Origin of the sequence: Pseudomonas sp. B21_DOA, assembly GCA_030544685.1 — a bacterium.
In the GTDB taxonomy this organism is placed as follows: domain Bacteria; phylum Pseudomonadota; class Gammaproteobacteria; order Pseudomonadales; family Pseudomonadaceae; genus Aquipseudomonas; species Aquipseudomonas fluorescens_AO.
Genome location: CP086683.1, coordinates 2,233,560 through 2,246,651 on the forward strand (window position 1 = coordinate 2,233,560; position 13,092 = coordinate 2,246,651).

At 59.0% G+C, this 13,092-nt stretch carries 11 protein-coding genes and 2 pseudogenes; all 13 read left to right on the top strand.

Annotation, left to right across the window (positions count from 1 at the left end):
- Positions 1-18: 18 nt before the first annotated feature.
- Positions 19-881 (top strand): annotated as a pseudogene (gene tsf, locus LJU32_10120) (translation elongation factor Ts).
- Positions 882-1,091: 210 nt separating this feature from the next.
- Positions 1,092-1,835, top strand: a complete 744-nt coding sequence (gene pyrH / locus LJU32_10125; GenBank protein WKV90473.1) for a UMP kinase — start codon at positions 1,092-1,094, stop codon at positions 1,833-1,835.
- A complete protein-coding gene (gene frr, locus LJU32_10130; protein ID WKV90474.1) occupies positions 1,832-2,389 on the top strand; it encodes a ribosome recycling factor in 558 nt (185 codons plus the stop codon). The genes pyrH and frr overlap by 4 nt, the downstream gene beginning before the upstream one ends.
- A 14-nt stretch (positions 2,390-2,403) precedes the next feature.
- On the top strand, positions 2,404-3,159 hold the full coding sequence (gene uppS, locus LJU32_10135) for a di-trans,poly-cis-decaprenylcistransferase (GenBank protein ID WKV90475.1): 756 nt from the start codon (positions 2,404-2,406) through the stop codon (positions 3,157-3,159).
- Positions 3,159-3,965, top strand: coding sequence for a phosphatidate cytidylyltransferase (locus tag LJU32_10140; protein WKV90476.1), 807 nt, complete (start codon positions 3,159-3,161; stop codon positions 3,963-3,965). Before uppS ends, LJU32_10140 begins: the two co-directional genes overlap by 1 nt.
- Positions 3,962-5,152 carry a 1-deoxy-D-xylulose-5-phosphate reductoisomerase gene (ispC, locus tag LJU32_10145; GenBank protein WKV90477.1) on the top strand — a complete coding sequence of 397 codons (1,191 nt, stop codon included), beginning with the start codon at positions 3,962-3,964 and terminating at the stop codon, positions 5,150-5,152. Before LJU32_10140 ends, ispC begins: the two co-directional genes overlap by 4 nt.
- A 55-nt stretch (positions 5,153-5,207) precedes the next feature.
- Positions 5,208-6,560 (top strand): sigma E protease regulator RseP, encoded by a 1,353-nt coding sequence (gene rseP / locus LJU32_10150; protein ID WKV90478.1) that lies wholly within the window; start codon positions 5,208-5,210, stop codon positions 6,558-6,560.
- Between the two features lie 74 nt (positions 6,561-6,634).
- Positions 6,635-9,025, top strand: coding sequence for an outer membrane protein assembly factor BamA (gene bamA, locus LJU32_10155; protein WKV90479.1), 2,391 nt, complete (start codon positions 6,635-6,637; stop codon positions 9,023-9,025).
- Positions 9,026-9,070: 45 nt separating this feature from the next.
- Complete coding sequence (locus tag LJU32_10160) at positions 9,071-9,574, top strand: OmpH family outer membrane protein (protein ID WKV90480.1); 504 nt, start codon at positions 9,071-9,073, stop codon at positions 9,572-9,574.
- Positions 9,575-9,577: 3 nt separating this feature from the next.
- Positions 9,578-10,632: pseudogene (gene lpxD, locus LJU32_10165) on the top strand (UDP-3-O-(3-hydroxymyristoyl)glucosamine N-acyltransferase).
- Between the two features lie 104 nt (positions 10,633-10,736).
- The gene (fabZ, locus tag LJU32_10170) at positions 10,737-11,177 is read left to right on the top strand and encodes a 3-hydroxyacyl-ACP dehydratase FabZ (protein WKV90481.1); all 441 of its coding nucleotides are present in this window, start codon (positions 10,737-10,739) and stop codon (positions 11,175-11,177) included.
- Positions 11,174-11,950: an acyl-ACP--UDP-N-acetylglucosamine O-acyltransferase gene (gene lpxA / locus LJU32_10175; protein WKV90482.1), complete on the top strand. Its 777-nt coding sequence runs from the start codon at positions 11,174-11,176 to the stop codon at positions 11,948-11,950. Before fabZ ends, lpxA begins: the two co-directional genes overlap by 4 nt.
- Positions 11,950-13,083: a lipid-A-disaccharide synthase gene (gene lpxB, locus LJU32_10180; GenBank protein ID WKV91077.1), complete on the top strand. Its 1,134-nt coding sequence runs from the start codon at positions 11,950-11,952 to the stop codon at positions 13,081-13,083. Before lpxA ends, lpxB begins: the two co-directional genes overlap by 1 nt.
- Positions 13,084-13,092: the final 9 nt, after the last annotated feature.

Consider the following 13,092-nt stretch of genomic DNA (forward strand, 5'->3'; position numbering starts at 1 on the left):
TCCAAGAGGAATTTGAAAATGGCAGCAATTACTGCAGCGTTGGTCAAAGAACTGCGCGAGCGTACCGGCGAAGGCATGATGGATTGCAAGAAAGCCCTGGAAAAGGCTGACGGCGACATCGAAAAAGCCATTGATGACATGCGTGCTTCGGGCGCCATCAAGGCTGCGAAAAAGCTGGCAACGTTGCCGCTGAAGGCGCAATCGCCATCAAATCGAATGACAAGGCAGCCGTGCTGCTGGAAGTCAACTCGCAGACCGACTTCCTGGCTCTGCAAGACGACTTCAAGAACTTCGTTGCTGCCAGCGTAGAAAAAGCTTTCGACGAAAAACTGACCGACGCAGCTCCGCTGATCGCCGCTCAGGAATCGGCTCGTGAAGCTCTGGTTGCCAAAGTCGGCGAGAACGTCAACATCCGTCGTCTGGTACGCGTAGAGGGTGACGTTGTCGGCACTTACCTGCACGGTAACAAGATCGGTGTTGCTGTTGTCCTGAAAGGCGGTGACGTCGAGCTGGCCAAAGACATCGCTATGCACGTTGCTGCAAGCAACCCTGAGTTCCTGCTGCCTTCGCAAGTCTCCGACGAAGCGATCGAGCGCGAGAAGGCTGTGTTCCTGCAGCTGAACGAAGAAAAGATCAAAGGCAAGCCAGAAAACATTGTTGAGAACATGGTCAAAGGCCGTATCAGCAAGTTCCTGGCAGAAGCGAGCCTGGTCGAGCAGGCGTTCGTCAAGAACCCTGAAGTCAAGGTTGGCGAGCTGGCCAAGAAAGCCGGCGCAGAAATCGTTTCCTTCACTTACTTCAAAGTAGGCGAAGGCATCGAGAAGCCGGTCGACAACTTCGCTGAAGAAGTTGCTGCCCAGCTGGCTGCCGCCAAGCAATAAGACGGTTTTTCAACTGTCGCCCGAAAGAGGCTGCCCGCTAACGCGCGCAGCCTCTTTTCAGATGGGGTACCAATTTTTTATTTGGTTTCCACCCGGAACTGACTTACAAAGCCATGTTCCGATGGCGCTGCAGCAGCGCCAAGCTAGAGTGAACGCCAGCTGTAAACAGCTCGCAAAGAATTTTTAAATACGCCGCAGGAGAGATTCGCAATGGCTCAGCAGGGCAGTGGTTATCAGGCTCGCTATAAACGCATTCTACTCAAGCTTAGCGGCGAGGCCCTGATGGGCTCGGAAGAGTTCGGGATCGATCCGAAGGTGCTGGATCGCATGGCACTGGAAGTCGGCCAACTGGTCGGCATCGGCGTTCAGGTCGGTCTGGTGATCGGCGGTGGCAACCTGTTTCGCGGTGAAGCCCTGAGCAAAGCCGGTATGGATCGGGTAACAGGCGACCACATGGGCATGCTGGCCACTGTGATGAACGCTCTGGCCATGCGCGATGCGCTGGAACGTGCCAATATCTCGGCCATCGTCATGTCGGCCATTTCCATGGTCGGTGTGACCGATCACTACGATCGCCGCAAAGCCATGCGCCACCTGAACTCCAAAGACGTCGTGATCTTCGCGGCCGGTACCGGTAATCCGTTCTTTACCACGGATTCGGCAGCCTGCCTGCGTGCAATCGAAATCGACGCCGACGTTGTGCTCAAGGCCACCAAGGTTGATGGCGTCTACACCGCAGACCCGTTCAAAGACCCGCATGCCGAGAAGTTCGATCATCTGACTTATGATGAAGTACTGGATCGCAAGCTGGGCGTAATGGATCTGACTGCTATCTGCCTGTGCCGCGATCACAAGATGCCGCTGCGCGTATTCAACATGAACAAGCCCGGCGCCCTGCTGAACATTGTGCACGGCGGCGCTGAAGGGACTTTGATCGAGGAAGGCCAACAATGATCAACGAAATCAAGAAAGACGCCCAAGCGCGTATGCAGAAATCCCTGGAATCTCTGAACCACGCGTTCGGCCAGATTCGTACCGGCAAGGCTCACCCGAGCATCCTCGGCAGCGTCATGGTGCCTTACTACGGTACTGACACTCCGCTGAGCGGCGTTGCCAACGTCACCGTGAAAGATTCGCGCACCCTGCAGGTCGTGGCCTTCGAGCGCAACATGCTCGCTGCCGTCGACAAGGCGATCCAGAGCGCCGGGCTGAACCTCAACCCGACCAACCTGGGCGAGTTGCTGCTGATCCCGATGCCGGCCCTCACCGAGGAAACGCGCAAAGGTTTCACCAAGCAGGCCCGTAGCGCAGCGGAAGACGCGCGCGTTGCTGTGCGCAACATCCGTCGTGATGCCTTGGGCGAGCTGAAGAAACTGGTCAAGGACAAGGAAATCAGTGAAGACGAAGAACGTCGTGCCATCGCTGATATCGACAAGCTGACCAAAGAATCCGAGGCCCAGATCACCAAGGCCACGGACGAGAAAGAAAAAGACCTGATGGCCGTATAAGGGTCGAGCTTTAAATGGACAAGACCAAGCAGACTGCGCCGTCCGCGGTGCCGCGCCATGTCGCGATCATCATGGATGGCAATAATCGCTGGGCGAAAAAACGCTTTATGCCGGGTGTCGCCGGGCATAAAGCGGGCGTGGATGCTGTGCGGGCGGTGATCGAGGTGTGCGCTGAGGCCAAGGTCGAAGTCCTGACCCTGTTCGCTTTTTCCAGTGAAAACTGGCAGCGCCCGGCCGATGAAGTCAGCGCCTTGATGGATCTGTTTTTCAAGGCCTTGCGTCGTGAGGCCAAGCGCCTCAACGACAACAACATCAGCCTGCGCATCATTGGCGATCGCTCGCGCTTCCACCCTGAGCTTCAGGCGGCGATGCGCGAGGCCGAGGCCATGACCGTCGGTGCCAACCGCTTTGTCCTTCAGATCGCCGCCAACTATGGCGGTCAGTGGGATATCGCGCAGGCCGCGCAGCGTCTGGCGCGTGAAGTCCAGGCCGGGCATTTGCGCCCGGAAGACATCACTCCGGATCTGCTGCAAACCTGTCTGGCCACCGGCGATCTGCCGCTGCCTGATCTGTGCATCCGCACCGGTGGCGAGCATCGCATCAGCAACTTCCTGCTGTGGCAGCTGGCCTACGCCGAGCTGTACTTCTCCGACCTGTTCTGGCCGGACTTCAAACACGAAGCCATGCGCACTGCGCTGGCCGATTTCGCTTCGCGCCAGCGTCGCTTCGGTAAAACGAGCGAACAGGTCGAAGCTGGAGCCCGGGTTTAATGCTTAAACAACGAATCATCACTGCACTGATCCTGCTGCCGATTGCCCTGTGCGGGTTTTTCCTGCTCAAAGGTGCCGGCTTCGCGCTGTTCATTGGCCTGGTGGTGAGCCTCGGTGCCTGGGAATGGGCGCGTCTGGCCGGCTTCACCGCGCAATCGTTCCGCGTCGGCTTTGCGGCTGTGGTCGCATTGATGCTGTTCGTCATGTATGTGCTGCCAGGCCTTGCGCCTTGGGTGCTCGGTGCATCGGTGATCTGGTGGGCGATTGCAACTTATCTGGTGCTGACCTATCCACGCTCGAGTGCGCACTGGTCCACTGCGGCGACCAAGCTGCTGATTGGCCTGCTGATCCTGCTGCCTGCGTGGCAGGGGCTGGTGCAGATCAAACAGTACCCGCTGGGTAACTGGTTGATCATGGCGGTGATGGTGCTGGTCTGGGGCGCGGACATCGGTGCTTATTTCTCCGGGCGCAAGTTCGGCAAGCGCAAGCTGGCGCCGCACGTCAGTCCGGGCAAGAGCTGGGAAGGCGTTTACGGTGGTCTGGCGCTGAGTCTGGTGATTACCGCGATCGTCGGGCTGGTACGCGACTGGGCCGTGGCCGAGCTGCTCAAAGGCCTGATCGGCGCTGCAGTGATCGTCTTTATTTCCGTGGTCGGTGACCTTACCGAAAGCATGTTCAAGCGCCAGTCCGGCATCAAGGACAGCAGTAATCTGCTGCCCGGCCATGGTGGCGTGCTGGACCGCATCGACAGCCTGACCGCAGCCATTCCGGTGTTCGCCGTATTGCTCTGGATGGCCGCACCGTGAGTCGTCCCCAGCAGATTACCGTGTTGGGTGCGACCGGTTCGATCGGTCTGAGCACTCTGGATGTGATTGCCCGTCATCCTGAGCGTTATCAGGTTTTTGCATTGAGTGGTTTCTCGCGCCTCAGTGAGTTGTTCGCGTTGTGCGTGCGCCATGTGCCGCAATTTGCCGTGGTGCCTGAAGTGACCGCCGCGCGCGGTTTGCAGGATGACCTACGTGCAGCCGGTTTGCCGACTCGCGTTCTCGTAGGCGAGGAGGGCCTGTGTCAGGTTGCCTCCGCGCCTGAAGTCGACGCGGTCATGGCGGCCATTGTCGGTGCGGCGGGTTTGCGTCCGACACTGGCTGCGGTCGAGGCGGGCAAGAAGATCCTGCTGGCCAACAAGGAAGCGCTGGTGATGTCCGGTGCTCTGTTCATGCAGGCCGTGCGCAAAAGCGGCTCGGTGCTGCTGCCGATCGACAGCGAACACAATGCGATTTTTCAGTGCATGCCAGCGGATTTTGCGCGCGGCTTGAGCTCGGTGGGTGTGCGGCGGATATTGCTCACAGCCTCTGGCGGTCCTTTCCGGCAGACGCCGATGGTCGAACTGGCAGATGTTTCGCCTGAACAGGCTTGCGCGCATCCGAACTGGTCCATGGGGCGCAAGATCTCCGTGGATTCGGCAAGCATGATGAACAAGGGCCTTGAGTTGATCGAAGCCTGCTGGTTGTTCGATGCCAAACCGGCTCAGGTCGAAGTGGTGATTCATCCGCAAAGCGTGATTCACTCTCTGGTCGATTACGTCGATGGCTCGGTCCTGGCGCAGTTGGGTAATCCGGATATGCGCACACCGATTGCCAACGCATTGGCCTGGCCGGAGCGTATCGATTCCGGCGTACCGCCATTGGATCTGTTTGCCATTGCGCGACTGGATTTCGAGGCGCCCGATGAAAGCCGCTTCCCCTGCCTTCGTTTGGCTCGTCAGGCGGCCGAAGCCGGTGATAGCGCGCCGGCGATGCTCAACGCGGCCAATGAAGTGGCCGTGGCGGCGTTTCTCGACGGACGGGTTCGCTACCTGGAAATCGCGAGTATCATCGAGGAGGTCTTGAACCTGGAGCCGGTGGTAGCGCTGAACGACCTCGATGCCGTGTTTACGGCGGACGCGAAAGCGCGAGTGCTGGCCGAGCATTGGTTGAGTCGGCACGGCCGATAGTTTCTTGTAACGCAACGGCGACACGCGACACTGAACAGGATTGCGGAGAAAGTAGATGAGCGCGCTCTATATGATTGCCGGCACCCTGATCGCCCTGGGTGTGCTGGTCACCTTTCACGAATTCGGCCACTTCTGGGTCGCGCGCCGCTGTGGCGTGAAGGTTCTGCGGTTCTCCGTGGGCTTCGGCATGCCACTGCTGCGCTGGCACGACAAGCAAGGCACCGAGTTCGTGGTCGCCGCGATTCCGCTGGGCGGCTACGTCAAAATGCTCGACGAGCGCGAAGGCGAAGTGCCGGTTGATCAACTCGATCAGTCGTTCAATCGCAAATCAGTACGTCAGCGCATCGCCATTGTCGCCGCCGGCCCGATTGCCAACTTCCTTCTGGCGTTAGTGTTCTTCTGGGTCTTGGCGATGCTCGGCAGCGAGCAGGTACGCCCGGTCATCGGCGCGGTCGAATCAGGCAGCATTGCCGCCAAGGCTGGTCTGAACGCCGGTCAGGAGATCGTCTCGATCGATGGCGAGCCAACGTCGGGCTGGGCTGCGGTCAATCTGCAGCTGGTGCGTCGTCTCGGTGAGAGCGGCTCCATTCAATTGCTGGTGCGCGAGCAAGGTTCGACCGCCGAGTCACCGCGCACGCTGGCACTGGATAACTGGCTCAAAGGTGCCGACGAGCCGGATCCGATCCGCTCGCTGGGTATCCGTCCCTGGCGTCCGGCCTTGCCACCGGTGCTTGCCGAGCTCGATCCGAAAGGCCCGGCCCAGGCGGCGGGGCTGAAAACCGGCGATCGCTTGCTGGCGCTTGATGGCCAGCCGCTGGAGGACTGGCAGCAAGTGGTCGATACCGTTCGTACGCGTCCTGATACCAAAATCATGCTGCGCGTCGAGCGCGACAGTGCTCAAATCGACGTCCCTGTGACCCTGGCCGCGCGCGGCGAAAGCAAATCGCCAAGCGGTTATCTGGGGGCTGGCGTCAAAGCCATCGACTGGCCGCCGGAAATGATCCGCGAGGTCAGTTATGGGCCGCTGGCCGCGATTGGCGAGGGCGCCCGGCGCACTTGGACCATGAGCATTCTGACGCTGGATTCGCTGAAGAAAATGCTGTTCGGCGAGCTCTCGGTAAAAAACTTGAGTGGACCGATAACCATTGCTAAAGTGGCGGGCGCTTCTGCCCAGTCGGGCGTCGCTGATTTCCTGAATTTCCTTGCTTATCTGAGTATTAGCCTGGGCGTTCTGAATTTGCTGCCCATTCCTGTACTGGATGGGGGGCATTTGTTGTTTTATCTGATCGAGTGGGTGCGTGGTCGCCCCTTGTCGGATCGGGTGCAAGGTTGGGGGATACAGATCGGTATCAGTTTGGTGGTCGGGGTGATGTTGCTTGCTCTGGTCAACGATCTGGGTCGACTGTAACGCTTCGCTGAATTGCGAATCTGCCGCATTTTGCGGCAGTTTGTTTATTGCCAGTTGGAATAAGAAAGGACTTCATGAAACGTCTGCTGCTAACTGCGGTTCTCACCGTATTGATGATCGCCGAAGTTCACGCCGAGTCCTTCACTATCTCTGATATTCGCGTCAATGGCCTCCAGCGGGTCTCCGCGGGTAGCGTCTTTGGTGCCTTGCCGTTGAACGTCGGCGAGCAGGCGGATGATCGTCGCCTGGTGGAATCCACTCGTGCGTTGTTCAAAACCGGTTTCTTTCAAGATATCCAGCTGGGCCGCGAAGGCAACGTTCTGGTCATCACCGTGGTCGAGCGTCCATCGGTCGCCAGTATCGAGATCGAAGGCAACAAAGCCATCTCTACTGAAGACCTGATGAAGGGCCTCAAGCAATCCGGTCTGGCCGAAGGCGAGATCTTCCAGCGCGCCACCCTCGAGGGTGTGCGTAACGAACTGCAACGTCAGTACGTCGCCCAGGGTCGCTATTCGGCTACCGTCGATACCGAAGTGGTCTCGCAGCCGCGTAACCGCGTGGGTCTGAAGGTGAAGATCAACGAAGGTACGGTTGCCGCCATCCAGCACATCAACGTGGTAGGCAACACGGTTTTTCCTGAGGAAGACCTGACCGACCTGTTCGAACTGAAAACCACCAACTGGCTGTCGTTCTTCAAGAACGATGACAAATATGCCCGCGAAAAACTCTCCGGTGACCTGGAGCGTCTGCGTTCCTACTATCTGGACCGCGGCTATATCAACATGGACATCGCTTCGACCCAGGTGTCGATTACCCCGGACAAGAAGCACGTCTACATCACCGTGAACGTTACCGAGGGTGAGAAGTACACCGTTCGTGACGTCAAGCTCAGCGGCGACCTGAAAGTCCCTGAAGACCAGGTAAAGTCGCTGTTGCTCGTGCAGAAGGGCCAGGTGTTCTCGCGCAAGCTGATGACCACCACTTCCGAGCTGATCACCCGTCGCCTGGGTAACGAGGGCTACACCTTCGCCAACGTCAACGGCGTGCCACAGCCGCATGATGACGATCACACCGTGGACGTCCTCTTCGCTGTCGATCCGGGCAAGCGCGCCTACGTCAACCGCATCAACTTCCGTGGCAACACCAAGTCCGAGGACGAAGTGCTGCGTCGTGAGATGCGTCAGATGGAAGGCGGCTGGGCTTCGACCTACCTGATCGACCAGTCCAAGACCCGTTTGGAGCGTCTGGGCTTCTTCAAGGAAGTCAACGTTGAAACCCCGGCCGTGCCAGGTGTCGACGACCAGGTGGACGTCAACTACGCCGTTGAAGAACAGGCTTCCGGTTCGATCACTGCCAGCGTTGGTTTTGCCCAGAGTGCCGGTCTGATTCTCGGTGGCTCGATCACCCAGAACAACTTCCTCGGTACCGGTAACCGCGTCAGCATTGGCCTGACCCGCAGCGAATACCAGAGCCGCTACAACTTCGGTTACGTTGACCCGTACTGGACCGCCGATGGCGTGAGCCTGGGTTACAACGCGTTCTACCGCACCACCGATTACGATGAACTCGATGCCGATATTTCCAGCTATGCGGTAGACAGCCTCGGTGCCGGCGTGAACGTCGGTTACCCGATCAGCGAGACTTCGCGTCTGACGTTCGGCCTGTCTGCCCAGCAGGACAAGATCAACACCGGTCGCTACACCGTTGACGAGATTTTCGATTTCGTCGAGAAAGAAGGCGACAACTACCTGAACTTCAAGGCCTCGGCCGGCTGGTCCGAGTCGACTCTGAACAAAGGTGTACTGCCGACACGTGGTCGTTCCCAGAGCCTGACCCTGGAAACCACGCTTCCTGGCAGCGACCTGTCGTTCTTCAAACTTGATTACCGTGGTCAGTTGTTCCAGCCGATCACTGAAAACTACACCCTGCGCCTGCACTCGGAACTCGGTTATGGCGACGGTTACGGTTCGACCGACGGCTTGCCGTTCTATGAAAACTACTATGCGGGTGGCTTCAACTCCGTACGTGGCTTCAAGGACAGCACGCTGGGTCCGCGCAGTACACCGAGCCGCGGTGCAGATGTAACGGGTAATACGGGGACTCTTCGTGACCCGGATCAGGATCCGCTGCCATTCGGTGGTAACGTGTTGATTCAAGGTGGCGTTGAAGTGTTGTTCCCGCTGCCGTTCGTGAAAGATCAGCGTTCGCTGCGGACCTCGGTGTTCTGGGACGTGGGTAACGTATTCGATTCCAAGTGCGACAAGACGACCAACGCTAGCGCGGGTTCTACGTCCAGCACTCAGTGCAACGACATCAGCCTGAGCAACATGGCCAGCTCCGTCGGTGTGGGTGTGACCTGGGTCACCGCACTGGGACCGTTGAGCTTCGCCCTGGCGATGCCGGTCAAAAAACCGGATGACGCTGAAACTCAAGTGTTCCAATTCTCCCTCGGCCAGACGTTCTAAGCGTCTGACCCAAGACAACGACAATGGATTTTGTAGGAGTGCATCGTGCGTAAGTTGACTCAATTGGTTCTCCTGGCCTCCGTACTGGTGGCAGGCCCGGCGTTCGCCGACATGAAAATTGCCGTGCTGAACTATCAGATGGCGCTGCTGGAATCCGACGCGGCGAAGAAGTACGCCGTGGATGCCGAGAAGAAGTTCGGTCCGCAACTGACCAAGCTGAAAACCCTGGAAAGCAGCGCCAAAGGCATTCAGGACCGTCTGATGGCCGGTGGCGACAAGATGCAGCAGGGCGAGCGTGAGCGTCTGGAGCTGGAATTCAAGCAAAAGGCCCGTGACTTCCAGTTCCAGTCCAAGGAACTGAACGAAGCCAAGGCCGTGGCTGACCGTGAAATGCTCAAGCAGCTGAAGCCGAAGCTGGACAGCGCTGTGGAAGAAGTCATCAAGAAGGGTGGTTTTGACCTGGTGTTCGAGCGTGGCGCAGTCATCGATGTCAAACCTCAGTACGACATCACGCGCCAGGTTATCGAGCGCATGAATCAGCTGAAGTAACCCATGACCGTGACTATCAGGCTCGGCCAGTTGGCCGAGCACCTCGGCGCCACTCTGCGTGGCGACCCCGAGACGCAAATTACTGGGCTAGCCACTTTGCAAGAGGCTGGCCCAGCTCAGTTGAGCTTTCTGGCGAATCCCCAATACCGAAAATACCTGGCCGGTTCGCAGGCGGCAGCGTTGCTGCTTAAAGAGGCTGATGCCGAAGGTTTTTCCGGTAACGCACTGGTGGTGCCAGACCCTTATCTGGCCTACGCGCGTATTTCGCACCTGTTCGATCCAAAGCCGAAGGCTGCTACGGGTATTCATCCGACAGCGGTGATCGCGGCAGATGCGGTGGTTGATCCGAGTGCAAGCATCGGCCCGTTCGTGGTGATCGAAGCCGGCGCGCGCGTTGCTGCACAGGTGACGCTGGGCGCGCATTGCGTGGTCGGCGCCCGCAGCGAGATCGGTGAAGGCGGCTGGCTGGCTCCGCGCGTGACGCTGTATCACGATGTGCGCATCGGCAAGCGTGTGGTTATTCAGTCCGGCGCAGTGATCGGCGGTGAGGGCTTCGGCTTCGCCAACGAAAAAGGCGTATGGCAGAAAATCGCCCAGATCGGTGGCGTGAGCATCGGCGACGATGTCGAGATTGGCGTAAACACCGCCATCGACCGCGGCGCCCTGGCCGATACCGTGATCGGCAACGGCGTGAAGCTCGACAACCAGATTCAGATCGCACACAACGTCCAGGTCGGTGATCACACCGCCATGGCTGCGTGTGTCGGCATTTCCGGCAGCACCAAAATCGGCAAGCACTGCATGCTCGCCGGCGGTGTCGGTCTGGTCGGCCACATTGATATCTGCGACAACGTTTTCCTCACCGGAATGACCATGGTGACCCACTCGATTACCGAGCCGGGCGCCTATTCTTCCGGCACAGCCATGCAACCGGCGGCCGAATGGCGCAAAAGCGCGGCCCGTATCCGTCAGCTCGATGACATCGCGCGGCGGTTGAAACAGCTGGAAAAGCGCGTAGGGAAGTGACCCCTGACGGCAATGCTTCATCTGATGGCTGATACCATTTCCATATCAAGTGTGCACAGCCTCTAGACTGCCTCCTTGATTTGCTAGAGGAGTGCGCGTCAGTCGCGCTCCCAATCTTTACATAGGCTTTCCCTGAATGATGGACATCAACGAGATTCGCGAATACCTGCCTCACCGTTACCCGTTCCTGCTGGTGGACCGGGTGGTGGAACTGGACACTGAAGGCAAGCGAATTCGCGCCTACAAGAATGTCAGCATCAATGAACCGTTCTTCAATGGTCACTTCCCTGCGCATCCAATCATGCCGGGCGTGCTGATCATCGAAGCGATGGCTCAGGCTGCCGGGATCCTCGGTTTCAAGATGCTCGACGTCAAACCGGCTGACGGCACCCTGTATTACTTCGTCGGTTCCGACAAGCTGCGCTTCCGCCAGCCAGTCAAGCCGGGCGACCAGTTGATCCTTGAAGCGACCTTCATCAGCTGCAAGCGCAAGATTTGGAAGTTCGAGTGCCAGGCTTCGGTGGACGGCAAGCCGGTCTGCTCGGCAGAAATCATCTGTGCGGAACAGAAAGTATGAGTTTGATTGACCCTCGTGCAATCATCGATCCGTCCGCCATTCTGGCTGACGGCGTCGAGGTCGGCCCGTGGTCGATCATCGGCGCAGGTGTGGAAATCGGCGAGGGTACCGTGATCGGGCCGCACGTGATCCTCAAGGGGCCGACCCGCATTGGTAAGCACAATCGCATCTACCAGTTTTCCTCGGTAGGCGAAGACACCCCGGATCTGAAATACAAAGGTGAGGAAACTCGCCTGGTGATCGGTGACCACAACGTCATCCGCGAAGGCGTGACCATCCACCGTGGCACCGTGCAGGACCGTTCGGAAACCACCCTGGGTGATCACAACCTGATCATGGCCTATGCCCACATCGGCCATGACAGCGTCATCGGCAACCACTGCATTCTGGTCAACAACACTGCGTTGGCCGGGCATGTACACGTTGACGACTGGGCAATCCTCTCCGGTTTTACCCTGGTGCATCAGTACTGCCACATCGGCGCGCACAGCTTTTCGGGCATGGGCACGGCGATCGGCAAGGACGTTCCGGCGTTCGTCACCGTATTCGGCAACCCGGCCGAAGCGCGCAGCATGAACTTCGAAGGCATGCGCCGTCGCGGTTTCAGCGAAGACGCGATCCACGCCTTGCGCCGTGCCTACAAGACAGTCTACCGCCAAGGCCTGACGGTCGAGCAGGCGCTGGCCGAACTGGCCGAGCCGTCTGCGCAGTTCCCCGAAGTCGCCGTGTTCCGCGATTCGATCCAGGCGTCGACTCGCGGCATCACCCGCTGATCATGGCCAGTCTGCGTATTGCGCTGGTGGCGGGTGAGGCTTCCGGTGACATTCTCGGCGCTGGCCTCATGCGCGCACTCAAGGCACAGCACCCGGCGGTCGAGTTCATCGGCGTCGGCGGTCCGCTGATGCAGGCCGAAGGCCTGACTTCGTACTTTCCCATGGAGCGCCTGTCGGTCATGGGCCTGGTCGAGGTTCTCGGTCGCCTGCGTGAGTTGCTCAAGCGCCGCAAGGACCTGATTGCCACGCTGATCGCCGCGAAGCCGGACGTGTTCATCGGCATCGATGCGCCGGATTTCAACCTTAATATCGAACTCAAGCTGCGTCAGGCCGGGATCAAGACCGTGCATTACGTCAGCCCGTCGGTGTGGGCGTGGCGGCAGAAGCGCGTGCTGAAGATCCGCGAAGGCTGTGATCTGATGCTGACCCTGTTGCCGTTCGAAGCGAAGTTCTACGAAGAGAAGGGCGTGCCGGTGCGTTTCGTTGGTCACACTTTGGCCGATACGATTCCGTTCGAGGCTGACCGAGCTGCCGCGCGCGCCGAGCTGGGTTTGCCTGAAGGCCCATTGGTGGCGCTGATGCCGGGCAGCCGTGGCGGTGAAGTCAGCCGCCTCGGCGCGCTGTTCCTTGATACTGCCGAACGCCTGCGCGGCATGCGTCCGGGCGTACGCTTTGTGATTCCCTGTGCCAATCCTGAACGTCGCGTGCAACTCGAAACGCTACTGGTCGGCCGCGATCTGCCGGTGACATTGCTCGATGGTCAGTCTCATCTGGCCCTCGCCGCGTGTGACGCCGTGTTGATCGCCTCCGGCACTGCTACCCTTGAAGCGCTGCTGTACAAGCGGCCAATGGTAGTGGCGTATCGGTTAGCGCCGCTGACATTCTGGATTCTCAAACGCATGGTCAAGAGCCCTTACGTGTCGTTACCCAACTTGCTCGCCCAGCGCTTGCTGGTGCCAGAGTTGTTGCAGGATGATGCGACTGTCGACGCGTTGGCGCAGACCCTGTCGCCATTGATCGAAGGCGGTGAGGAACAGACCCGCGGCTTTGACGAGATCCACCGCACGCTGCGGCGCGATGCTTCCAATCAGGCGGCGCAAGCCGTCCCTGACCTGATCGGCAAACCACAATGAGCAAGACAA

Bases quoted from the DNA above. Each gene is read 5' to 3' on its own strand.
- pyrH (WKV90473.1), top strand. From the start codon at position 1,092: ATGGCTCAGCAGGGCAGTGGTTATCAGGCTCGCTATAAACGCATTCTA.
- frr (WKV90474.1), top strand. From the start codon at position 1,832: ATGATCAACGAAATCAAGAAAGACGCCCAAGCGCGTATGCAGAAATCC.
- uppS (WKV90475.1), top strand. From the start codon at position 2,404: ATGGACAAGACCAAGCAGACTGCGCCGTCCGCGGTGCCGCGCCATGTC.
- LJU32_10140 (WKV90476.1), top strand. From the start codon at position 3,159: ATGCTTAAACAACGAATCATCACTGCACTGATCCTGCTGCCGATTGCC.
- rseP (WKV90478.1), top strand. From the start codon at position 5,208: ATGAGCGCGCTCTATATGATTGCCGGCACCCTGATCGCCCTGGGTGTG.
- bamA (WKV90479.1), top strand. From the start codon at position 6,635: ATGAAACGTCTGCTGCTAACTGCGGTTCTCACCGTATTGATGATCGCC.
- fabZ (WKV90481.1), top strand. From the start codon at position 10,737: ATGATGGACATCAACGAGATTCGCGAATACCTGCCTCACCGTTACCCG.
- lpxA (WKV90482.1), top strand. From the start codon at position 11,174: ATGAGTTTGATTGACCCTCGTGCAATCATCGATCCGTCCGCCATTCTG.